23 protein-coding genes are annotated in these 22,726 nt (G+C 59.5%); 13 read left to right on the plus strand and 10 right to left on the minus strand.

Features of this window, described 5'->3' with window-relative positions:
• The first annotated feature begins 8 nt into the window (after window positions 1–8).
• The 5 genes from M1D89_RS12290 to M1D89_RS12310 all read left to right on the plus strand — a co-directional run bounded on the left by M1D89_RS12290 (window position 9) and on the right by M1D89_RS12310 (window position 5,431).
• Entirely contained in the window at window positions 9–1,190 is a 1,182-nt protein-coding gene (locus tag M1D89_RS12290; RefSeq protein ID WP_498650949.1) for a M20 metallopeptidase family protein, read from the plus strand.
• Window positions 1,191–1,299: 109 nt separating this feature from the next.
• On the plus strand, window positions 1,300–2,193 hold the full coding sequence (locus tag M1D89_RS12295) for a MurR/RpiR family transcriptional regulator (RefSeq protein ID WP_498650788.1): 894 nt from the start codon (window positions 1,300–1,302) through the stop codon (window positions 2,191–2,193).
• Window positions 2,194–2,290: 97 nt separating this feature from the next.
• Window positions 2,291–3,859 carry a zf-HC2 domain-containing protein gene (locus M1D89_RS12300; protein WP_498650789.1) on the plus strand — a complete coding sequence of 523 codons (1,569 nt, stop codon included), beginning with the start codon at window positions 2,291–2,293 and terminating at the stop codon, window positions 3,857–3,859.
• Window positions 3,860–4,295: 436 nt separating this feature from the next.
• Window positions 4,296–4,613, plus strand: a complete 318-nt coding sequence (locus M1D89_RS12305) for an Lrp/AsnC family transcriptional regulator (protein WP_498650790.1) — start codon at window positions 4,296–4,298, stop codon at window positions 4,611–4,613.
• 278 nt (window positions 4,614–4,891) lie between these two features.
• Window positions 4,892–5,431 carry a nuclease-related domain-containing protein gene (locus M1D89_RS12310; RefSeq protein WP_498650791.1) on the plus strand — a complete coding sequence of 180 codons (540 nt, stop codon included), beginning with the start codon at window positions 4,892–4,894 and terminating at the stop codon, window positions 5,429–5,431.
• A gap of 30 nt (window positions 5,432–5,461) precedes the next feature.
• Here M1D89_RS12310 and M1D89_RS12315 read toward each other — a convergent pair whose 3' ends face one another.
• A complete protein-coding gene (locus M1D89_RS12315) occupies window positions 5,462–5,764 on the minus strand; it encodes a hypothetical protein (protein ID WP_498650792.1) in 303 nt (100 codons plus the stop codon).
• Between the two features lie 707 nt (window positions 5,765–6,471).
• Between M1D89_RS12315 and M1D89_RS12320 the strand changes: the two genes are divergently transcribed.
• Window positions 6,472–7,161, plus strand: a complete 690-nt coding sequence (locus M1D89_RS12320) for a penicillin-binding transpeptidase domain-containing protein (RefSeq protein WP_498650950.1) — start codon at window positions 6,472–6,474, stop codon at window positions 7,159–7,161.
• 103 nt (window positions 7,162–7,264) lie between these two features.
• Here the strand turns inward: M1D89_RS12320 and M1D89_RS12325 are convergent, their stop codons facing one another.
• From M1D89_RS12325 to M1D89_RS12340, 4 genes are all read right to left on the minus strand, one after another.
• Window positions 7,265–7,996, minus strand: coding sequence for a hypothetical protein (locus M1D89_RS12325; RefSeq protein WP_498650793.1), 732 nt, complete (start codon window positions 7,994–7,996; stop codon window positions 7,265–7,267).
• Between the two features lie 93 nt (window positions 7,997–8,089).
• Window positions 8,090–8,833, minus strand: a complete 744-nt coding sequence (locus M1D89_RS12330) for a matrixin family metalloprotease (RefSeq protein WP_498650794.1) — start codon at window positions 8,831–8,833, stop codon at window positions 8,090–8,092.
• A 737-nt stretch (window positions 8,834–9,570) separates the two neighbouring features.
• Window positions 9,571–10,011 (minus strand): hypothetical protein, encoded by a 441-nt coding sequence (locus tag M1D89_RS12335; RefSeq protein WP_498650795.1) that lies wholly within the window; start codon window positions 10,009–10,011, stop codon window positions 9,571–9,573.
• A gap of 224 nt (window positions 10,012–10,235) precedes the next feature.
• Complete coding sequence (locus M1D89_RS12340) at window positions 10,236–10,568, minus strand: PadR family transcriptional regulator (RefSeq protein WP_498650796.1); 333 nt, start codon at window positions 10,566–10,568, stop codon at window positions 10,236–10,238.
• Window positions 10,569–11,216: 648 nt separating this feature from the next.
• On the opposite strand from M1D89_RS12340, the gene M1D89_RS12345 reads away from it, so the two are divergent.
• A complete protein-coding gene (locus tag M1D89_RS12345; RefSeq protein WP_498650797.1) occupies window positions 11,217–11,666 on the plus strand; it encodes a hypothetical protein in 450 nt (149 codons plus the stop codon).
• A 74-nt stretch (window positions 11,667–11,740) separates the two neighbouring features.
• Window positions 11,741–12,757 (plus strand): DNA polymerase III subunit delta, encoded by a 1,017-nt coding sequence (gene holA, locus M1D89_RS12350; RefSeq protein WP_498650798.1) that lies wholly within the window; start codon window positions 11,741–11,743, stop codon window positions 12,755–12,757.
• Window positions 12,758–12,849: 92 nt separating this feature from the next.
• Here the strand turns inward: holA and rpsT are convergent, their stop codons facing one another.
• Entirely contained in the window at window positions 12,850–13,110 is a 261-nt protein-coding gene (rpsT, locus tag M1D89_RS12355) for a 30S ribosomal protein S20 (protein WP_011774926.1), read from the minus strand.
• A gap of 178 nt (window positions 13,111–13,288) precedes the next feature.
• Complete coding sequence (locus M1D89_RS12360; RefSeq protein WP_498650799.1) at window positions 13,289–13,816, minus strand: type II toxin-antitoxin system PemK/MazF family toxin; 528 nt, start codon at window positions 13,814–13,816, stop codon at window positions 13,289–13,291.
• 159 nt (window positions 13,817–13,975) lie between these two features.
• Here M1D89_RS12360 and lepA point away from each other — a divergent pair, with 159 nt between their 5' ends.
• Both lepA and hemW read left to right on the plus strand, forming a co-directional pair.
• A complete protein-coding gene (lepA, locus tag M1D89_RS12365) occupies window positions 13,976–15,829 on the plus strand; it encodes a translation elongation factor 4 (protein ID WP_026005317.1) in 1,854 nt (617 codons plus the stop codon).
• Window positions 15,830–17,059, plus strand: a complete 1,230-nt coding sequence (hemW, locus tag M1D89_RS12370) for a radical SAM family heme chaperone HemW (protein WP_498650800.1) — start codon at window positions 15,830–15,832, stop codon at window positions 17,057–17,059.
• Window positions 17,060–17,092: 33 nt separating this feature from the next.
• On the opposite strand, the gene M1D89_RS12375 is transcribed toward hemW, so the two are convergent.
• Together M1D89_RS12375 and M1D89_RS12380 are read right to left on the minus strand one after the other, a co-directional pair.
• On the minus strand, window positions 17,093–17,506 hold the full coding sequence (locus tag M1D89_RS12375; protein WP_026005318.1) for a DUF4870 domain-containing protein: 414 nt from the start codon (window positions 17,504–17,506) through the stop codon (window positions 17,093–17,095).
• A gap of 122 nt (window positions 17,507–17,628) precedes the next feature.
• Window positions 17,629–18,480, minus strand: a complete 852-nt coding sequence (locus M1D89_RS12380; protein WP_498650801.1) for a DUF3097 domain-containing protein — start codon at window positions 18,478–18,480, stop codon at window positions 17,629–17,631.
• Between the two features lie 192 nt (window positions 18,481–18,672).
• Here M1D89_RS12380 and hrcA point away from each other — a divergent pair, with 192 nt between their 5' ends.
• Genes hrcA through M1D89_RS12395 form a run of 3 tightly spaced genes read left to right on the plus strand, consistent with a single transcriptional unit; the run spans window position 18,673 to window position 21,634 of the window.
• Complete coding sequence (hrcA, locus tag M1D89_RS12385) at window positions 18,673–19,680, plus strand: heat-inducible transcriptional repressor HrcA (protein ID WP_498650802.1); 1,008 nt, start codon at window positions 18,673–18,675, stop codon at window positions 19,678–19,680.
• A gap of 50 nt (window positions 19,681–19,730) precedes the next feature.
• Window positions 19,731–20,858 carry a molecular chaperone DnaJ gene (dnaJ, locus tag M1D89_RS12390; RefSeq protein WP_017197584.1) on the plus strand — a complete coding sequence of 376 codons (1,128 nt, stop codon included), beginning with the start codon at window positions 19,731–19,733 and terminating at the stop codon, window positions 20,856–20,858.
• Window positions 20,859–20,860: 2 nt separating this feature from the next.
• Window positions 20,861–21,634, plus strand: a complete 774-nt coding sequence (locus M1D89_RS12395; RefSeq protein ID WP_498650803.1) for a 16S rRNA (uracil(1498)-N(3))-methyltransferase — start codon at window positions 20,861–20,863, stop codon at window positions 21,632–21,634.
• Between the two features lie 46 nt (window positions 21,635–21,680).
• Here the strand turns inward: M1D89_RS12395 and M1D89_RS12400 are convergent, their stop codons facing one another.
• Window positions 21,681–22,553, minus strand: coding sequence for a GerMN domain-containing protein (locus M1D89_RS12400; RefSeq protein ID WP_498650804.1), 873 nt, complete (start codon window positions 22,551–22,553; stop codon window positions 21,681–21,683).
• Between the last annotated feature and the right edge of the window lie 173 nt (window positions 22,554–22,726).

A 22,726-nucleotide genomic window follows, 5' to 3' on the forward strand; every position in this document is an offset into this window, starting at 1 on the left:
TGTTTGAAGTGCTCAGGAGTCGCATTGATCAAGAAATCCCCAGTGCAATAGAACTTCGCCATAAACTGCACAGCATGCCGGATCTATCCGGTTCCGAGGGGCCGACCCTTGATCTGGTCTTGAACGCTTTACCTGGGGGCCTGCAAACCAGGTTTGTGGCCGGAACAGGGGCTGTACTTCGAATTGGCGGGCCGGGCAAGGCGATCGCTATCCGTGCTGAGCTGGATGCGCTGCCTGCCTTGGAAGAGTCCCAACTCGATTGGGCTTCCGAAAGACCTGGTATCATGCACGCCTGCGGGCATGACATTCATCTGGCTGCTGTCGTTGCCTTGGCCAGGGCCGTCTACTCAACACCAGGCGCAGCCCCCATGGCGCTGGTCTTCCAGCCCAGGGAAGAAACGTACCCGTCCGGGGCGAAGGACATCTGCGCAACAGGAATACTCGCGGAAGAAGAGGTGCGGGCCACAGTCGCGGCCCATGTTCAGCCTCTGCTCCCCGGAGGGACAGTGGCGTGCACACCGGGGGCCGTGAATGCCTCATCGGACGAGTTCGTCATCAACATTCATGGACGGGGTGGTCACGCTGCCTACCCGCACATTGCAGCGGACCCTGTTTTGGCGCTATCCCACGTTGTGGTCTCGTTGCAAAACATCGTGAGCCGGAACGTGGACCCCATGGATTCGGTCGTCCTCACGATCGCCACCCTTCAGGCTGGTACCGCGGCTAACGTCATACCCGGTACTGCCGCTGCCCGCGGAACGGTCCGCACTATGTCCACACCAGTGAGGGCGGAAGTGCTGCGGCGACTTGCCGAGACGGTCCGCCTGGTTGCAGCGGCCCACGGCTGCAGTGGTGAAGTAACCGTCATCGAAGGCGAACCAGTCCTGGAAAATGATGCGCACATCGTCAAGGCGACGGCTCCACTACTGCTGGCTCTCGGCATGGAAGTGGACAGTAATCTCAGGTCTGCGGGTTCCGATGACTTTTCGTATTTTTCGGAAAAGATGCCTTCACTGATGATGTTTGTGGGTACCAGCGGCACTGGGGAACGGTTGCACTCAAGCACTTTCGTGCCCCACGACTCTCATGTCCATGATGTAGCGCATGCGCTCCTGGCTGGATACGTTGGCGCCGCCAGAACGTTACTGACCGCCCATGAATTGCCTCTGGTTGTCGCCCCAACAAGCTGACCGCATGCTACCGGTCAAGCCGTTTTGGGTTTCCTGATTGAATGGGGATCAAAAGCGGAGGACTTCACAACTACTTCTAGCTTTGCTGCTTATGCAAGAAAGGAATGCCATGCCGCAGTCCGGACAATTTGAACAGTCTGAGAACCAATCTGCCCGTTTGACCCTGGCGGACCGAATCCGTCAAATTCAGGGTTCGCTCTCCCCGGCAGAGCACAAGCTCTCGCGAGTGTTCCTCGCCAACTACCCGACTGCAGGGTTGGAGTCCACGGTTGAATTTGCCAAGAAAGGCAATGTCAGTGCCCCCACCGTGCTCAGGTTCGTCAGCAGACTGGGCTTCAACAAGTACCGGGACTTCCAGGATGCCCTCCGTGAAGAAGTGCAAGCGCGGAGGGCATCCCCGCTGACCCTTCAGGGCAAAATACGCGCTGATTCAGCTGCTCCGGAACTGGCCCGATCAGTGGCGGAAACGGCCGTCGAGGGCATCGAGAGCACCGTCGCTTCGCTGCCGGAGCATGAGTTCGACCGCGCCGTTGCACTTCTATGCAATACCTCACTTCAAATTACTTCGATCGGCGGCAGGTTCTCTCACCTCCTGGCCACCTACTTGGACTTACACCTTCGTCTTATGCGGCCCAACACCTTGGTGCACGCGCAGCATCCGAACAATGACTCCACATTCATAGCTGACCTCAGCAAGCGCGATGTCTGCGTCTTCTTTGATTTTCGTCGCTACCAGAAAGACACCGTTGACCTGGCAAAGGCAGCCCGGGCGAGTGGGGCCAGGATAATCCTCATCACGGATCCGTGGCTCTCACCGGTTTCATTTACTGCGGACGTTGTTCTGCCGGCACGGGTGGAGTCTGCGGGTTCGTTCGACAGCATCGTTCCGGCGACCGTTTTGGTGGAAGCCCTCATCGCAGCGGTTCACGTCAAACTTGGGCCGGCGGCCGAAGACCGTATGCGGACTTTGGAAGCTGGCTATGGCACAGTGCTCGCCGATTAAGCCCGGTTTCCTTCTCGCCGGCCATCTTGCCCAAGGTCAAAGTGATGCAGAACTTGTTGAGCAGGTACGCTCCGGACAATTAGCCTCTTTCGAGAAATTGTACGATCGACATCGTGCGGCAGCCCGCCACGTAGCCTCAGCGCAGGCCGACAACGCGGCCGATGTTGACGACGTTGTTGCAGACGCCTTTGCGTATATTCTCCATTCGCTCGCTGCTGGTAAGGGGCCGGATACATTCTTCCGGGCATATTTGCTGACGGCAGTTCGTCGCATAGCCCATAAGCACAACCAGGCGGCGACCCGCGCGAGTGTCACAGGTGACAACTTCGTGCTGGATAGCACGCATGTGGATATCGATCAGGTGATCTCGGAATTCGAATCTTCAGCTATCGCCGGTGCCTTCGCGACGTTACCTACACGTTGGCAGGAGGTTCTTTGGTATGTCGATATTGAGGGGATGAAACCTGCTGCGGCGTCTCCACTGCTTGGTGTGACGCCTAATGCCATATCCTCCCTGGTCCTGAGGGCCCGCGAACGACTTCGCCAGGCCTATTTGCAGAACCACGTTGGTTCCGCGGTGGGCGAGGTCTGCGAGGAATATTCAAACCAACTGGGCGCCTACGCACGCAACGGGCTGGGGTCGCGGTCGATGGGCAAAGTTCGGGCTCACCTGGACACCTGCGCGAAGTGCACGGCACTTTTGCTGGACCTCAACGACATGCAGTCTGCGATGCGGGGTGTGATCTTTCCCTTAGTTGCCGGCATAGCGTTCACAGGGGCAATACCGGATCTGTCCGTAGGTGTGGGAGTGACCGCTACCAGCGCGGTTACGACTCACAGCGCCCACGGAAGCATGCCCCTGTTGCTGAAGGTGGGTGCCGGCGTGCTGGCGGCATCAGTTGTTGCTGTTGGAGCTGCCGTCGCAATGGGCGGGACCGGTGCACCGACCGCCGATGTTCCTGTCGCGGAGGCATCACTGGCACCCGGGCCCACCATTGTGCCTAGCCAACCGACGGCGACTGCGGAGCAATCGCCGATGGTCCCGGCCGCGGAGGGGACTGTCGGGCGGCAGAAACGGTTGCATCCAACGGTTCCAGCCTTGGTCAGGCCGTCGAGTCCTAGGCTGGTTAGTCCTGATCCGATCCTGTCACCGCGGCAAGCTTCTCGTGCGCACCGCAGCTCGCCCGTGGTGTCAACGCCGCCGCTGTTCCCGGGGTTTCCAGATCCTGTCGATCCGATCCCGACTATAGCTCCGTCCGTGTTGCCGACACCCGGGGCTACACCAACCGTCACAGGTGTACCTTCGCCAGGGTCAGAGGTTGCTGCGACATTTCGCGTCGATCCGGGCACGAGCGCCTCGGAAGTGAACATCATCATCACCTTCATCCTTCGAGAAGGAACAGCACCTGCCACAGCTGAAGCTGTCTTCAGTATCTCTGCCGGAGCTCAGATGATCCCCGGAAAGCTGATTGAGCCGGCCGGGTGGACATGCAGAACCGACAACGCAGTGAATGATCAGTTCCGCTGCACCAGCGACAACATTGATTCGGACAGGTTGGTCTTCTCCATGGGTGTGTACAAATCAGACTCCCCTCAGACGCGAACCATGGACTACACGTTCAGTGGCGGGGGCAATGAAACAGCCCATTTCTCCAACGATTTCTAGCTGGGGCGTTGTCTGGGCGGCAAGGGATCACATAAACGTCGGCCCGTTGGCCAAGCGGGCCGCCAACTGGCATTGGACGCCTAGGGACGAACAGAAGCCTTCATACGTGGCAAAGAAGCGGCGGACTATTCGAACCGGGGCGGTCTGTTTCATGTCATTAGGTACCGCGCTGGTACTTCTCGGTCTGCTGACAGGACTCATAAACGGTCGATGGGCGTAGAGCTACCTCGCTCGCCAGTCTGTGTGCGAGAGCATCCGGACGACGGACCGGCACCGCCGTGCCATCGGGCTCAAATAGGTGATCCTGCAGCTACGGCAGCTCGGTGCGTTCTCAAAAACGTGCGCTTCCTCCGCCAAGATGCCTTGACGCTGGATAGGGACATGATCATGATGAGTCATGGCAAGGTATAGCGGTGGTCCAACTGTTCATCGGGCGATGAAGGGTCCCCGATTGACCGGGGTGTCCCGGTCGAGCCCAGAGGGCTGGAAAGCAGAAGTAGTCACAACGCTAAGTGCTATTCAGGAGGTGCGCCAGGCCTGCGATAACACTGAGGTCAGAACCGTCAGATATGCGCGGAAGGCTGGCTTCTCGTGGGCGGAGATCGCCACTGCTCTCGGGGTATCCCGCCAAGCGGTATGGGAACGATGGCACGAGCTTGACGAGACCCTGCCCAAGAACGATGCGTGGGGACCGGCTGCGCTGATTGACCTGGAGCCGGGCAGCACGGCAGCACCGGATAGCAAAACTGCATGAAGCGGATGAGGCTCCGGTATTCCGGGGTTTGCCGGGAGTGCAGTGCCTCCATCGCGGCCGGGTCGGAAGCGATCTACGAGAGCGAAACTAGGACCGTCCGATGCCTGGCGTGTGCCACTGAGCCCGAACAAGCACTTTCTCCGGGTCCGGAACCGACGCATGACGGGTTATTGTCGCCTGCAGCCGGCACGGCAGGATCATCTGCCCGACGAGAGTATGAGCGACGCAAAACTAAGGACCAGGATAGGCTCCGCGAGAAATGGGGACGGTTCGGGGCCTTGGCTGTCGCGCTGTCTGATGAGCGGCCGTCCACCCAGTCTTGGGCTCAAGGCGCCATCGGCGAGGAACGTTTAGGCGCTCGGCTGGATGCAGTGTCCTCAGATAGCCTGGCTATCCTCCACGACCGGCGCTTCCCTGGATCGAAAGCCAACATCGACCACATCGCTGTTACGCCAGGCGGAGTCTGGGTGATCGACGCCAAAAGGTACAAGGGCCGGCCTGAACTGAAGATCGAGGGTGGCTTCCTTCACCCACGGGTCGAGAAACTTCTCGTGGGCAGGCGCGACTCCACAAAGTTGGTTGATGGTGTGCTCAAACAGGTCGACGTCGTGCGGGAGCATGCCGGCGCTGTTCCGGTGAATGGCGTGCTGTGCTTCATCGAAGCGGACTGGCCGCTGGTTGGGGGAGCCTTCACGACTCGTGGCGTGCACGTACTCTGGCCCAAACGGCTCGCAAAAGTACTTGCAACGCGGGCAGCCGGCGATGTTGATGTGGCGAGAATGACGGAGTTGCTAGCCACGAGGTTCAGATCGGCGTGACGACACCGGCTGGCTGACGCAACCTTGCTTCTACTGCGGCTTGAACGATGACAGCCGGTTAATCCCCTGTCGTGCAGCGGCTATCAAAGGCCGTGCCGCCAGAGATCCTGCCTTCAGAGAACCAAGAAATTTGCTGATGCTGCCGCTGAATAGTTCTTTGCTAGTCCAGTTTTGCGTCAGTTCCCAAGTTATGCGGGTGAAGTGCACGGCCAGCACGACAATAAAGAGCGAGATCACCAGGCCGGCAATTGAAGCGGCCACGATCATCACCCCTGTGATGTGCACTAGGAGGACGGCAGAGATCACGACTGTGTGGGCGTCAAGAAGTTCCATATTTATTTTCTCGTTTGATGCGGGCTGGTAAGCGGGTCCGCGCCGGTCGTTGAGACCGAATGGCGGCAATCAGCGGGAGATACGGCGGTCTGGAGTGATCAAAGGCCTTGTCACAGATGTGCCTTCCAGGAGCTGGACACCAGGGGGCGCTGCGCAGTTGGCCTGGAGCTCGATGTAGTCGAACTCCTTTGTAGCGCGGTTATCAAGGACGCTTCCGGGGCCCAGAAGTGTCCGCCGGTCTGGGCGGACACGCTCCAGGCAGCCTTGAACTGGATGTTAGTTGTTCCCCCGGGTACGTCGTCACGATGGCAGCATATCTGCGGTAGGGACGGGGCGCACAGCGTTACGGTACTGTGGCGCGTTTGCCGGGGAGTGATTGCCTCTTGCCTGTGCAACATGTCCTATGACCTTGCCGTGTACCGGCCGTACCGCACCCAACCGGCCGTGACATTGCTTTCATCAATCTCTCCGAGAATTCAGGCACTGGGGCGTCCTGCTTTCCACCATTGCTCGTCATGCACTGAGGCTTTTCTCATAAGGATTGGTTGCTGGAAGGCACTCTGTCTGCAAAGAAAGCCGCTGCCGTTGAGCGTAGCTGGTGACGCATGTCCGCCCCTGGTGGATGGCTTTGGTGGCATGCGCCGAAGGAAACGACATCGCTTTTGATGCGAAGGATTTCGACGTTGCCCCGAAGCGTCAATGGGCAGATGTTCCAGGATTCCTTTGTGCATGGGGAGCAACAGCGGACATTTGCGGGCATCATTGGTGATCACATGAACACCGGCACAGTCATGGCGGGGGAGAAGCTCACTCGTGAGCAGCGCTACGAGTACCTACAGAAGTTCGGTATCGGCCAGAAGACCGGTATTCAGTTGCCTGGCGAATCTGCTGGTTTGCTGGCCCAACCGGAAGAGTGGGACTCCCGGCAGGAGTTCTCTGTGTTTGTTCGGACAGGGGGTGTCGCAGACACCGCTGCAACAGCCATGGCGTTTCGGGCAATTGCCAATGATGGTGTGCGGCTGAAACCCCAGCTGGTTGAATCCACGGTGAATAAGGACGGCGTCGAGCAGGTTTCGGAGGTGGGGGTAGGCACGAAAGTGATCAGCCCGGATACAGCCCGGAAAGTGCGCGACATTCTTGAAAGTGTGGTTACCGCCGGCGGTGCCAAGGACGTGAAAGTTCCCGGATACCGCATAGGTGGCAAAACGGGAACGGCTGAAGCCGTTGCCGACGACGGAGCCGGCTTTGATGGGTACGCGGCCTCTTTCGTTGGTATGGCTCCCATGGAAGATCCGCAGTACATAGTGCTGGTCAATGTGCAGCGCCCGAAGGTGCTGTCCCGGTATCAGCTGCCTGCGTCGACTACGCCGTCTGTGAGCCTGGCTCAGAAATACTAAAAAACTGGTTGCTCGGTGGGTCGTTGAGTCAAAGAGATGCCCCTCAGGCTTGGAGAGTCTGAGGGGCATCGTCAATTGGCCTCATTATTGAGAATCGTGGTGGCTAGGGAAGCTTCACGAAACTGTCAAGGCGCTCCCATGTTTGTGTGTCATTGTTGAGTACGGTTGCTTCGGTGCCGAGCCCTTTTACTTCTCTTAGCCCATGCTGATATCCGGTTATTGAGTACTCTCTTACTGCTCCGTCCTGGCCCTTTTGGGGCAAGAGAAAGACGAGATACTCCTTACCTGTTTCGATGTCGATGTCATCAGTGATCATCGCCTTGATGAACTTCGCATCCGAAGGTTTCGATCCGCCGTTCAGTCTTAGGATCTTTTCCTGTTGGGCTTTGTTGAGGCTGTTCCAGTAGTCGTCATAGATCACAGTGCCACCAACCCGCGAATAGTTCACTTGCGTGCCTGTCTCAATGTCACCTTTGTAGACCTCTCGGACAGTCATTTTTCCAACGGTTTGAGGGAAGACATATTGATTGGCAACGGGGCTGAACGTGCGCCCACCGTCGATTGTCTCGATGTGGACACGCGCAACTATCGGAAATTTGTTGAATCCGTAGAAGGGATCCTTTGGTTCCCAAATATAATCAAGATCCGTGCCGGCCGTTTCAATCTGATCGGCCGGGATATTGTCGTAGGCATTGTTGGAGCCTTGCAGAGCCGTCTGCTTGGCTGACTGAATAGGCCCTGAACCGCCGGCGTCGGTCGTTCCGGAGGCGCAAGCTGACAAACCGCCCAGCAGCAGCACTGCGGCGATCAGCATGGGCGTTTTCAACTTGTGCATGATGTAGACACTCCTCCTTGTGTTTTGAGGTTGATAGGGAGTGGGAACCTGACCGTCGTCGAGTCGTTGCGGAGTCGCGGAGGTAGCACAAGATCAGTACAAGTAGTTGATCGCATCGTTATCCACTCCTGCCACTCGTTGCATGATCCGTCCGGAGCCTGTCTGGCACATGATGCTGTAGCGATTGGTGTTGTAATGAGCAAGCCCGAATGCGTGGCCCATCTCGTGAATAGTGGTTCCGAGGGCAGCGTCGTTGCTGACACTTGCCGAGCTGTAGACGGAGTCGTTTATGTGCACTTCTGCGTACGTCCAGTTTGATGACGCTGGATTTATTGCGCCGCCAGTCGCGGAGAAAAACGAGGTATGGGCCAAGGTGTTCATGCCCCCGCCGAAGTAGGCATCATTATGTTGATGGAAGTCCATCGTAGAGCCCACATTACTACCAACAAAGCTGACGTAAATTGGGTTATCCCAGCCGGGGTACATCCAGTTATTTGCTGCACCGGTGATGAGATGTTCCCAGTCACCAACTCCGGACGAGTAATTAAGCCATGCTGTGATGTTACCGACGCCATTTTGATAGCGGTAGCCGAAAGTAGGTGTTGCTGCCTGGGCACTTGTGGCCGGCAGTATGACCATCATCATTGCCAGCAAAATTGCCACTAACGGTCTTCGAGCTCTCTCAAACAGCATGGTGGGCTTACGCCTGCCCATTGCATGGGCATCCACGTCCATGACCGCGGTCGTGTTCGGGTCGGCAGTGTCCGTGATCCGGTGAGATCGCCCAGAATGAGTCCCGGAAATTTGCCTGCCATTCGGTATGCGAGTTTCAATCACGTTGTCCCCCTCATGACATTTTGAACGTCATTGTTCTACTGTGCACACGAGGGTCATCCCTCGCGCAAAACCGAAGTTATGAGCTTCGGAACGCATCGGCCGATTGCTTAGCCGAAAATGCAACTTCGGTCCGTTTGTGCAGAGTATAGGAGGCGGGCGCTGTTGTCAGCATTTGCATAAATGTTTTCTAGGTATTGCTTGCAACTCGCTTTAAATACCGGAGTTTATGACTTATTGGAAGTTCATGGAGAAATATATGAGTTTTGGCGTCACGAATCTTCTGTAGGTGTCTGTGAGGGATCTTCAGTTGCAATGCGCGTCTGAAGGGCGCTGACCCGGCAGGGTTGATGGAGAGGGGCAGTCAGCGAAGGGCACTTGGGCCAATTGGTATGGCGATCGTGCTGTGCTGCGATGGGGCGAGGTCCGTGGACTCAGCGAGGCGGAGCCCACGGCTGCTGCTCTAATGTCGTAGAGCAGATCCCCGTTAGCGCTGCTCCCCCTGATCTGGCTCCGGAGAAACATTGCTAATTCTTGGGCTTGAATGCTACCGCCACGGGTGTGGTGAATCTCTAGCTGAGGTCTAGTGCGGAGGTAGTAGTGAAATGCAGGCCTTGGATCGGCGAAGGCCTGCATTTCTTTGTGGCGATGCTACCTCGATGATTTTCGCGGTCATAAGTTGCATGCGAGGCCCGCCCAACGTGTGCGCTATCTCTGCCGTCACGCTATTGATCAGAAGGTCATCCGATGAATTTCGAGCCGTCTTCGCGTGTGTAGATGACCCGACCCTTTTCGTCCACGGGGAAGTCCTCAATGACGTGTCCTGTGGATGTGTCGATGATGACGATCGAGCTGGCTGGCCAGGTCGGATCCGGGACGACGTTGTAGGTGGCATCTCCGGCTGTCACCACTTGTCCGGCAGCGTTCTTCGCCCAGTTGGAGTAATCGACGATTTTTCCGGTGTTCGTGTTTACAGCCACGGTCTCCAAAGGACCTGCCGGGGTCCCGTCCAAGTGCGATGAGTTCCACCACCCTTCATAGCCGCCGATAGGCCGGTCTGCCACCGGCCCCTTGAATGAAAAGGCGTCATCCTGGCCAGTTGTTGCGTTAGCTTGGACGCTTACCGCGACTGCACCAGCCAAGACCACTGCCGTACCCAATGCGCCTAGTACGAGTTTCATGTTTTCCCCCTTGGTAATTTGCGACAGGATGGTTCCGCCGCGTCGTGTGAGGTCGTAAAACCTTGATGTCACTGATGAGCATGCAGCCCCAAACAGCAAAGTGGCAGGAGATATGCCCATGCCTGGACCGTCCAGGAGGTCAGCTCGCCACTGTTCTTCCCGGATCGACCGAAGCCGTGCGGGGGTCAAAGCGAGGCATACAGCAAGCAGCGCCTCTTGTGGCTTCATAGAGCGCTCCATGCACTATCGCCGAAAGCGGGCGATGGGCGCTCAGCACGAGAAGTTCTTGATTTTTGCGCTCTCACAAACTCCTGCGCCAGTGGACGGGCGTCGGCAAGGAGACGGTAGTAACGCCGTCGTGGTCCTTTGCGTTCTTCCGAAGTTTCCCATTCCCCTTGCACCCACCCAGCGGCTTCGAGGCGCTCCAGGATGGGATAGACAGTACCGGGCTTTTTGCCCGTATCCTTGACGATCTGCAGCCCCCACACGCTCTCCGCCGACAACAGCGCTTCTAGGACAAGTGCGGTGGCCGGGGTGATCCGTCCCAAGTTCTCCATGCGCCTAATCTAGCTATATAGATTTAGAAGTCAAGTCGCCGCTTGTTGTGGCGTGGTCTGCATTGGGCGGATGCCCAGCATGAACCTGGCCCCTGTGGGGACCCCAATTCGAAATCCGCATCGGGGCTTCCGCTGCGGACACCAGGTCCCTTGGGGATCGAGAGGCGGTTCCTTGTGGCATGCGCGTTGGATCGGCCGTTGGCGGGCTGCCGGGTGAGCTGGATTCCGGCCCAATGGTCAGCGTCGCGATCTTTTTACGGAACACCAGCGCTGCCAGCGGTACTGTCAGCAGGAAAACACAGACGACGAGGAAGGCCGCCAGGGCAGTCACCAGGACAATCAAGCACATCAGGCCAATGTGAATTTCGGTGGAGCCAATCTCGCCTATGTCATCAACTTCTTGGATGCGCGCTAACTGGGTACTGACTAAGGGGAGTGCCATCTTTCGCTCCTGTGGATTCTGATTTATGAGTCAGAAGTAAGTACGGAGCAGGTTCATCCTGTGGCGCAGGTCGGGGAGAAGGTTATGGTCTTGTGATGTGTCTCATGCGCCGCCGCAATGGCGACGGGTCTTCCGTGGCAATGATTGGGCTTCCCGGAGTCCGAGTAAATATGGGACATTAGCGTCATAAGCCTTGGGGGAAAGTGATGAAGCGTAGACATCTGGCCGACATCGCAATTGCGGCCTCTCTTCTCGCGGTCTCGCTCACGGGATGCGCGGGGCAGCAACCAGCAAGCAAAGACCTGCAGTCTTTCAGCTCCATGGATGAGGCTTTCGCTGCCGTCGATGAGATCCTGGAATGCGACTCTGCGGCCGCTGGCAACCCGATTGTTCCTATGGGCGACGGCGGCCGACTCGCTTCCGCGCAGAGAGTCTGTTCGGAGAACGTGCAGATAGACCTGTACCCGAATCAGGGCGCCCTTGAGGAAAGCTACCAAACGTGGGCTGACTCAAATCAGGGCAAAATCCCCTTGGTTCGCGGCGCCAACTGGATGGTTGTCGATCTCAGCAACATCGCGGGCGGCCAGTCGTCAACAATGGACCTCCAAGGCGTGGCCGACAAACTGAAAGGCGAGTACGCCGTCGTCGGCACCTAGCTCGAGGCGGCCGCACGGTCACCAAACATGGCAGACTTGAAGCCTGCAAAATAAACGTCCGGAAGGAACCACTAGTGGCTGCTGCCCAAAACACCCGGGCCAAGAACGTCGCGGCGAACACCGTTAGCTGGCGTGACGCGGCACCGGCCGCCGTAGTCCTGATCATGGGTCCGGAAGAGTACCTCGGAATTCGCGCCATGGATGGGATCCGAACCCACGTGCGGGCCAGCACTCCGGACGTTGAGCTCAGTCGACTGAACGCTGGCGCCTACGAGTCCGGGTCGTTGGCGATGACTGTCACCCCGTCGCTCTTTGGCGAGGGCAAGCTTATTGAGGTCGAGGGCCTCGAAGCTATGAATGATGCCTTCCTGGCTGACGGGTTGGCCTATCTCCACCATCCGGACCAGGATGTCGTCCTTGTCCTTCGCCATGCCGGGGGAGTGCGTGGCAAGAAGCTGCTGGACGCCGTGAAGTCCGCCGGTTGGCCCGTCATTGATTGCCAGCCCCTGAAGAAGGACTCCGACAAGACGGCGTTTGTCGTCTCCGAGTTCAGGGCTGCGGGACGCCGAATTGAAGGCGAAGCCGTCCAAGCTTTGGTGAATGCCGTGGGTGCCAATCTGTCGGAACTCGCGGCGGCATGCAGCCAGTTGATTGCCGACGCCACCACGGCTGTCACAGCCGAAACCGTGGAGCGTTACTACGGTGGTCGGGTGGAAGCTACGGCTTTCAAAGTGGCCGATGCTGCCATGGCCGGCAACGGACCCGTGGCATTGTCCACCCTGAGGCACGCCCTGGCCACCGGTGTGGATCCGGTTCCTTTGGTTGCGGCGCTGGCGGCCAAACTGAGGACTCTGGCAAAGGTTGCGGGAGCCAATGGTTCGCCGGCCACCATCGCCAAGAACTTGGGAATGCAGCCCTGGCTAGTGGAGCAGGCCCAGCGCGATGTCCGCCGCTGGACCCCGGAAGGCTTGATCCGCTCCATTCAAGTCATCGCCGAGGCGGATGCCCAGGTGAAGGGCGAGTCGCGTGACCCTGTCTACGCGGTGGAGCATGCGGTCACGGTTATCGCCATGTCGGCCAGCCGCCGCTGAAGCTGGCGCGTTCACCGCGGCTTGAGGTTAAACCCAAAGGCCGGCACCCAATGGCGCCGGCCTTTTGATCAGCTCAGTCGAACTGGAAAACCTTAGAGTGCGTTGACCTTCTTGGAGATCGCCGACTTGCGGTTTGCAGCGTTGTTCTTGTGAATAACGCCCTTGCTGACAGCCTTGTCCAGCTTGCGGCTGGCAGCAACAAGTGCAGTTCCAGCAGCATCCTTGTCGGCAGACTCAACGGCGGTGTTGACGGCGCGGATGGCCGTCTTCAGCTCAGACTTGACGGCGTTGTTACGCAGGCGAGCCTTCTCGTTGGTGAGGATGCGCTTCTTCTGGGACTTGATATTAGCCACGTATGAACTCTCTTTTTAATGCGGAAATGGTCTAGAGGGTTTTCAGGTTGGCCATCGACTGAGCGGCGTGGGGATGCCTATGGCAGCCAACCATGCATGGCCGTCGACCTGCACGGACACACAGCTATAAAGGATAGCAGAAACTCGGGGGTCACGCAGAACCAGGCGTTTAGTCCGGCTAGTGCCGGGCTTGGAGAGCCCGGGCTACCTCGTGGAACTTCGACTTTCCCAGAATGGCGCCTTCCCGCCGGATCGCATTGGGATTCAGCCGAATGACGCGCCCTACGTTGATCTCGCTGGGCCTGCCTTGCCGATCCCAGGCGCCGGTTCCGATGTCGACATACTCGCCTGCCCGCGCGCCGTTGTCGTGGTCCTTGGACGTCAGCATGAGGCCCAACAGCCACTCACGGTCCCGGCCCACCAGAAGTACGGGTCGGTCCTTGCCTTGCGTATGGTCCTCTTCATAGGGAACCCAGCTCCACACAATCTCACCAGGGTCCGGGTGGCCATCGGGCTTGGGGGAGTAGCCGACCTTAACTGAACCGCGGAAGTCGCCGGGGTAGGGGCCTGGCTGATGCACGACGTCGGATCGCCGGGTCTGCGTCCTTCGGGCACCTGCCGGGGTGGCCGTCTTGGTGGTGTTGCCTCCCAACGACTTGAGGGACCGCAGGATGAGTTTGCCCAGAGGGCGCAAGTCGAAAGCCATGTGACAACGCTACAGCTGGCTCCTGCTAATGCCCGGCACGCAATGTACGGCGAAGCGCCGGTTCATGGGAGACTAGAGGATCAGATGCGCGGCGTGTTCCCGCTGGCCTATGCCCAGTGGCAGGAATTACCGCGCGAGTGTCGACAGTAAGGATCCTGCGTGTCTCCCATGGCCCGCACCGCACCGGTGCCCGCCGCAACAGATCCGGCCATCATCCGGAACTTCTGCATCATTGCCCATATCGACCACGGTAAATCCACCCTGGCCGACCGCATGCTGCAGTACACCGGCGTCGTTAAGCAACGCGACATGAAGGCCCAGTATCTGGACCGCATGGATATCGAACGTGAGCGCGGCATCACCATCAAATCCCAGGCTGTTCGTATGCCGTGGGAACTCGATGGCAACAGCTACGCCCTGAACATGATCGATACTCCTGGCCACGTCGACTTCACCTATGAGGTATCCCGTTCCCTGGCGGCCTGTGAAGGTGCAGTGCTGCTGGTGGATGCTGCCCAAGGCATCGAGGCCCAAACCCTTGCCAACCTGTACTTGGCGATGGAAAACAACCTCACCATCATTCCGGTTTTGAACAAGATCGATCTCCCGGCCGCACAGCCCGAGAAGTACGCGGCTGAGCTTGCCAACCTGATTGGTGGCGACCCGGATGATGTGCTCAAGGTTTCCGGTAAAACCGGCGTGGGCGTAGAAGCGCTGCTGGACAAAATTGTCCGCGACCTCCCCGCGCCAGTTGGCGATCCCAATGCTCCGGCCCGCGCCATGATCTTCGACTCCGTCTATGACACCTACCGCGGCGTGGTCACCTACGTCCGTGTGGTTGACGGCATGCTGCACCCCCGGGAACGCATCCAGATGATGTCCACCCGGGCCACGCACGAGCTCTTGGAGATTGGTGTCAGCTCCCCGGAGCCCACACCGTCCAAGGGCTTGGGCGTCGGTGAAGTGGGTTACCTGATCACCGGTGTGAAGGACGTCCGCCAGTCCAAGGTTGGCGATACAGTCACCAACCTGGCCAAGCCGGCATCGGAGTCGCTCAGCGGCTACGCGGACGCCAAGCCTATGGTCTTCTCCGGTCTCTACCCGCTGGATGGAACGGATTACCCGGTACTCCGCGACGCCCTCGAAAAGCTGATGCTCAACGACGCAGCGTTGGTTTACGAGCCTGAGACGTCTGCAGCGCTGGGCTTCGGTTTCCGTGTTGGGTTCCTTGGGTTGCTTCACCTCGAGATCACGCGTGAGCGCCTCGAGCGTGAGTACAACCTGGACCTTATCTCCACGGCTCCCAATGTGGAGTACGAGGTGACGCTGGAGGACAAGAAGGTCATCCACGTGACCAACCCCAGCGAGTACCCCACGGGCAAGATCTCCGAGGTCCGCGAACCCATGGTGTCCGCCACCATCCTGGCACCCAACGAATTTGTTGGTTCCATCATGGAACTCTGCCAAAGCCGCCGTGGCCAGATGCGCGGCATGGACTATTTGTCCGAGGATCGGGTGGAGCTCCGCTACTGGATTCCGCTGGCCGAAATCGTGTTCGACTTCTTCGACCTCCTGAAGTCCAAGACACGCGGCTACGCCTCGCTGGACTGGAAGGCCGACGGCGAACAGGTGGCCGACCTCGTCAAGGTGGACATCCTGCTCCAAGGCGAACAAGTGGACGCATTCAGTGCCATCACCCACCGTGACAAGGCCTACGCCTACGGTGTGATGATGACGGGGAAGCTCCGCGAGCTTATTCCCAGGCAGCAATTCGAGGTGCCCATTCAGGCCGCCATCGGATCACGCATCATTGCCCGCGAGAGCATCCGGGCCATCCGCAAGGACGTTCTTGCCAAGTGCTACGGCGGTGACATCACCCGTAAGCGCAAACTTCTGGAAAAGCAGAAGGAAGGCAAGAAGCGCATGAAGATGGTGGGACGCGTGGAGGTGCCCCAGGAGGCATTCATCGCAGCGTTGACCACTGACGAGTCCAAGGACAAGGCCAAGAAGTAAATGCCCAGCGTCCTACCTTTGGGCGACCCTGCACCTGCGGATGGCATGTTGCCTCCGCAGGTGTTGGCCGGCGTCGAGCACCGCAACTTCGGGCTCTACGTCCATATCCCGTTCTGCGCCGTTCGCTGCGGCTACTGTGACTTCAATACCTATACGGCCACCGAGCTTGGCGGTGGGGCCTCGCAGGATGCTTACGCTACTACGGCGGTATCTGAGCTCGACTTCGCGGCGTTGGCATTGGATGCTTCCGGTTTGCCTCGGCGTCCACTTAGCACCGTTTTCTTTGGCGGTGGTACTCCCACGCTCCTCCCGGCCGAAGACCTGGCGCGGATCCTGCGCGCCGCCGTCGGCCACTGGGGCTTGGAGCCCGGCGCTGAGGTGACAACGGAGGCTAATCCTGATTCTGTCACCCCCGAATCCCTGAAGGTGCTGGCTGATGGCGGATTCACTCGGGTCTCTTTCGGCATGCAATCCGCCGTCCCGCACGTTCTGAAAGTACTGGACCGCACCCACACCCCAAGCCGCGTGCCACTCGTTGTGCAATGGGCACGTGAAGCCGGCCTTGCAGTGAGCCTGGACCTCATCTACGGCACGCCCGGGGAATCCATGGCGGACTGGCAGCTGTCACTCGAAACTGCGCTCTCGTACCAGCCTGATCACATCAGCGCTTACGCGTTGATTGTGGAAGACGGCACCAAACTTGCCGCACAGATCCGACGCGGCGAAGTACCCGGAATCGATGACGACGACCACGCCGCCAAGTACGAGCTGGCAGACAAAATGATCTCCCAAGCAGGCTTGAACTGGTACGAGGTCAGCAATTGGTCCCGGACGCCGGAACAGGCTTGCCGGCACAATCTTGCCTACTGGCGCGGGGATGACTGGTGGGGCATTGGACCCGGAGCGCACTCCCACGTGGGAGGTGTCCGGTGGTGGAACGTCAAGCACCCCACTGCCTATGCGGGACGGTTGGCTGCAGGAAGTTCGCCGGCTGCCGGCAGGGAAACCCTCGACGCCGAAACCCGCGAAGTCGAGCGCATCATGCTCGAAGCGCGGCTCGGAACAGGGTTGTCCGTGGATGCCTTGGACGCGATCGGGCGTCATGCGATGGCCGGGCTGATTGCTGACGAGCTGGTGGACCCCGTTCAGGCGTTCAAAGGCCGCCTCGTCCTTACGCTGAAGGGGCGCCTGTTGGCTGACGCCGTGGTTCGCAGGATCCTTCCGGACTAATCGCAGTGCCCGCCCGGGAGTGGCGGGTGGAAGCTACTTAATCCAGCGCAGGTTGACCTTGTAGCGGTGAGGTTGCCCGTGGTTTACGCGGATTCCCGCCGAGACGGAGAAGCACGTCAGGGCCACCCAGATGGCTGTGGCGATGACGGCGAAGATGTTGCCCACAACGGGTAGCAGCACCAGGATGTTGGCCAGCACTGCGGCGATAGTGGGAGGCAGCGTAAAGTTCAGTGCTTCCTTGGATTCCTGCGCCGTAAATGGTCCGCGATCCCGAAAAATCAAGTAGATCAGAAGGGATGGCAGGCATCCCAGGATGCCGCCAAAGTGGGCCAATGTAGCCCACTGCCTGTCTTCGCTGGCCGTCAACGGGAGTGCGTTGGCAGGCGCGCCATGGTACTGGGGCCGGCCTGCGGCGCTACCCGGTTCTTCAGGAGCGTTATCTGCCACGGTGTCTTCCCTTTGCTGTAAAGATGCTGCGGTATTGCTGTCCCAGAATACCGGCCCCAACGTACTTCCCGGGACCAACGCCCCGTTGACACGGTAGTTGCTGTTCCTTCATGGACCTTGCCTCAAGGAACTGTCAGGAAATCGATGACTTCTTCAACACGGCCCAGGAGTGATGCTTCGAGGTCGGCATAAGTTCGAACCGCCCCGAGGAGCCGCTGCCAGCCCAAGCCTATGTCCTCCGCGGTTTCGTGGGGCCAACCGAAGGCCGTGAGGATTCCTGTCTTCCAATCGATTCCCCGGGGTACGGCGGGCCACGCGTCGATGCCCAGGACCTTTGGGCGGATGGCCTGCCAGACGTCCACGTAGGGGTGGCCGACAATCAGAACATTTCCTGCTGCTCCGGGCACGTTCATTGCATCGGCTGCGATGCGCGACTCTTTGGACCCGGAGACAAGGTGGTCCACCAAGATGCCAAGGCGGCGGCCCGGGCCGGGGTTGAAGGCGGCGATGGCCGACTTCAGGTCGTCAACGCCATGCAATGGCTCCACGACGATGCCCTCCACACGGAGATCGTCACCCCAGACCTTCTCGACGAGCTCGGCGTCGTGCTTTCCTTCCACCCAAATGCGGCTGGCTTTGGCCACCTGGGCACGTTGGCCTTGTACCCTCACGGAGCCGGACGCTGTCCGGCTGGAAGGAGCGGCAGAGGCGGCAGGGCGAGTGGCAGGGGGCATCAGCCGGATGGCCTGCCCTTCCAGAAGGAACCCGAATCCCAGCTGGAATGACTTGGTCTTTCCACGCCTGTCTTCAAGGGAGACAACGTGCATTCCACCTGATTTCTCCACACGGGTGACTTCGCCCACCCAGCCCGACTGCACGTCTTCGAGGACCATTCCCCGCTGTACAGCCACTTCCGGCAGCTGCTTTTTGCCGGGAGCGGACAGGTCCTGCGGACCCCAATTGTCGAAAGCCAAGGGATTCCTACCTTTTGTGCTGGTTTATGGCGCGGGCGGAACCCGTCCACGGGAGGTTTCAATGCTAGCAACGGGGTGGCTCATACTAGACTTGTTAGCACTTGGGCATGTTGAGTGCTAAGTGTGGAGGTCCGATTGAGATCCCGCGTAGACCGGTCGTAGGGACCAAGGCAGTCGTCAGGAGGTGGAGCAATGAGTGAGCCGCGCAAGCTTGAGGTGCTGCGTGCCATCGTTGAGGATTACGTGCATTCCAGGGAACCTGTTGGATCGAAGGCCCTCGTGGAGCGTCACCATCTCGGCGTTTCCAGTGCCACCATCCGGAACGACATGGCTGTCCTGGAAGAGGAAGGCCTGATTGCAGCACCCCACACCAGCGCGGGCCGCATCCCAACGGACAAGGGCTACCGCTTATTCGTTGACCGCATTTCCCAGGTAAAACCGCTTTCGGCGGCCGAACGCAGGGCGATCCACTCGTTGCTTGAGGGCCCGGATGATGTTGATGACATCCTGGAGCGCACCGTAAGACTCCTGTCGCAGCTGACCAACCAGGTAGCCGTGGTGCAGTATCCGCATTCGAATCGTGCGCTGGTCCGGCACGTGGAATTCGTCTTGTTGGCTCCAAAGCAGGTGCTTGTTGTCCTCATTGCAGATACGGGCAGCGTTGGGCAGAAGGTCATCGACGCCGGCTCTGACGTGAGTAATGAGGCGCTGATGCTCCTGAGGTCCCGCTTCCTTGGCAGCATCGCCGCCACCCAGATGGCTCTTTTGCCGCAAGTGCTTCCATCGGTAGTCGCCCTGTGTCCACCTGACCTCCGCAGCTTGGCGCAGACGTTGGCTCAGGGGCTGCAATCACTCAGTGACACCAGCCGCGAAGAGCGCATCCTGATGGCAGGAACGGCCAATCTGGCCCGCTCCAATGTGGACTTCCCCTTGAGCATCGGCCCTGTGCTGGAGGCACTCGAGGAACAAGTTGTCATGCTCCGGTTGTTGTCTGACATGGGGGATGATCCCCGCGGTGTCACCGTGAGCATTGGACGTGAAAATCCGTACGACGGCTTAGCTGAGGCGTCCGTCGTGGCTACCGGCTATGGCTCCGGCGCCAAGGTGGGGATTCTCGGTCCGACACGCATGGACTATCCCACCACCATGGCAGCCGTCCGCGCCGTGGCCCGTTACCTTTCCCGCATTCTCGGCGGCTGAAAACCGGTCCGAGGAAACATCCGCAGTACAACAAGGAAGAGATACCGACTTTGAGCAGCCACTATGACGTTTTGGGAGTCTCGCCGGAAGCCACCGGGGAAGAGATCAAAAAGGCGTACCGCAAGTTGGCGCGGAAACTGCACCCCGACGTAAACCCCGGTGAAGATGTCGCGGAACAGTTCAAGGCCGTGACCCACGCTTACGAAGTGTTATCCGACCCCCAGAAGCGCCGGGTCTACGATGCCACTGGCAATGAGAACGGTACCGACAACGGTTTCGGTGGCGGCTACTCCGGTCAGGGTTTCGCGTTCCAGGACATCTTCGACACCTTCTTTGGTGGCGGTGGCGGCCACGGTGGTCCGGCCTCGCGTGTCCGTCGCGGCCAGGACGCACTCATCAGCGTCCGCATCGACCTGAAGGACGCCGTGTTCGGCGTCAACAAGAAGCTTGAAGTGGACACTGCCGTTGTTTGCCCCACCTGTGACGGCAGCTGCTGCCGACCGGGCACCCACCCGGAACGTTGCGACATATGCGGTGGCAGCGGCCAGGTACAGCGGGCTGTCCGATCCATACTCGGCCAGGTCATGACCACCGCGCCGTGTGGTTCCTGCGAAGGATTCGGCACGGTCATCAAAGACCCCTGCAACGAGTGCAATGGACAGGGCCGAATCCGCAGCCGCCGTTCCCTCACCATCAAGGTACCGGCCGGTGTCGCAACCGGTACGCGCATCCAGTTGTCCGGGCAGGGCGAAGCAGGTCCCGCCGGTGGTCCCGCCGGTGATCTTTACGTCGAAATCCGGGTCAACAACGATTCCATGTTCATGCGTGAAGGCGACGACCTCCATGCCACCCTGAGCGTTCCCATGACGGCGGCGGCACTTGGCACGGAGCTGCAGCTGGACACCTTCGATGGCGCGCAGGACATTGACGTGAAGGCAGGTACGCAGTCGGGCGAAGTCATTACCCTCCGCGGCTTGGGCGTCACGCACCTCCGTGGTTACGGACGAGGCGACCTCAAGGTGCACCTGCACGTGGAGACGCCAAGCAAGCTCGACCCCGCCCAGGAAGAACTCTTGCAGCAGCTTGCCAAGCTGCGCGGTGAGCAGTTCACCGAAGGAAAGCTTGTGGCAAGCGGCGGCATGTTCGCGAAGCTGCGGGACAAGCTCGGTAACCTGTAGCGGTGAGCAACCCCGTTTTCTTCACAGCGTCGGGCAGCCTCGGCCAGGTGATCCCGGGTTCCACCTTCGTGCTCGAAGGTCCTGAGGCCCGGCATGCTGTAACGGTCAAACGCCTGGCTGCGGGCGAGCCCGTGGATATAGCGGACGGCTCAGGCGCGCGCCTGATAGGCACCGTGGTGGACGCCGGATCCAGCAGCTTGACTGTGAAGGCATCTGAGGTGCTTTTCGAGGATCGGCCGGAGGTCCGGTTGGTGCTGGTTCAGGCCCTGGCTAAAGGCGACCGTGATGAACTTGCCATCGAGACGGCCACGGAACTCGGAATAGATGCTGTCATTCCATGGCAGTCAGAACGAGCTATCGTGCGTTGGAAGGGCGAAAGGGCTGCCAAAGCCCATGCAAAGTGGCAGTCGGTGGTCACGGCGGCAGCCAAGCAGGCGCGGCGTGCCTGGATTCCTGAGGTCCGCTCCATCGTGGATACCGCCAACTTGGCGAAGGTCGTCGCGGCCGCGGACCTGGCCATCATCCTGCATGAAGACGCCAAGAACCCCTTGCGGACTGTCCTTGAAGAGTCGGATGCGATGCCACATGACGGTGCGGGGACGCCACGGGAGGTCCTATTGATCGTTGGACCGGAGGGCGGGATCTCACCGCGTGAAGTAACACGCCTCAGCGACGCGGGTGCGGTAACGGCCCTGTTGGGTCACCATGTCTTGCGGTCGTCGACGGCGGGACCCGCCGCCGTCGTCCTGGCCAGTGACGTGCTGGGCCGCTGGTAACCAGCCCCGGTGGTAGCCGGCCTCGCAGACTATCCGAGGTCGCACGCTATCCGACGTTGAACAGGCGGGTATCGGTGCTCGTTTCGATGGTGGCGCCGGCTTCATCGACTTGTGTAACCCGCAACTCATACTTTCCGGTCTTCAACGTGGCGCTGAAGGTGAAAAGTCCGTATTGGCCGGGTTCACCGGTCGCCTTGGTCTGACCGGTGAGCAGGCCGGTCTTTTCGCCCTTGTCGTTCTCTTGGAGGATTTGCCAGCTGACCGGCCTGGAGCTGTCAGTGCTGCGGCCATTGAACTTGACAACGCCTGCCGGCAACGACGTTTCTTCCTGCGGATCGATAATCCAGAGCGGCGCCACCAAGGATGCATTCCGTTCCATGGGTTGTCCGAGCTGCACCTGCCCGAACGCCATGTAGTCCTTGTGTCCGTCAACCAAAATGACAACCTGGATTTGCTGGCCCGAGTTTATGAGGCCGGAGGACGAGGCTGCTGCCGTAGCCGTGTAGACCAATTGCTGGACGGCGCGATGCGCCATTCCGGCGTCGAGGTTCGAATTGAAGGCGTCCCGCGAAATATCGACGGTAATCACATTCTTGCCCGAGATGGACGTAGCAAGACTCTCGGGGTCCTGCCACGGCGTGAAGAAGTCATGGTCCAGGGGCTTTTCGGCCATCATGATGCGGAGCGCAGTGGTCACAGGATTTTCGTCGCTCGAAATGTCCCTGAACTCGCGGTAGAGGTAAACCTCCTCCTTGCTGCGTCCAATCCAATACACCGGGATTTTGGTGGAAGCCTGCGTGGTCTCCAGCGGGGCGTGGCTGGCAGGTGCGTCCTGGACGGTAATTGGTGGCGGGCTCGTGCTTGTTTGGCCACCGCCGCCATTGGCGATGCAACCGGTCAGTAGCAGGACAGCAAGCATCGCAGGCACCGCGATGACGGACTTCGTCCGACTGCGCGCGCCATTCCCGATGATTACTGGTTTCGTGATGGGTTTCCTGCCTTAACGTGTCTCTTGGTGGCCGCAGCCGCCAAGGCCGGACCGCAGGGTGCTGATCCCACCCGCTATGCCAGCTTGGCACATCGTCGACGACG

It is taken from the genome of Arthrobacter sp. D3-18, from assembly GCF_054408525.1.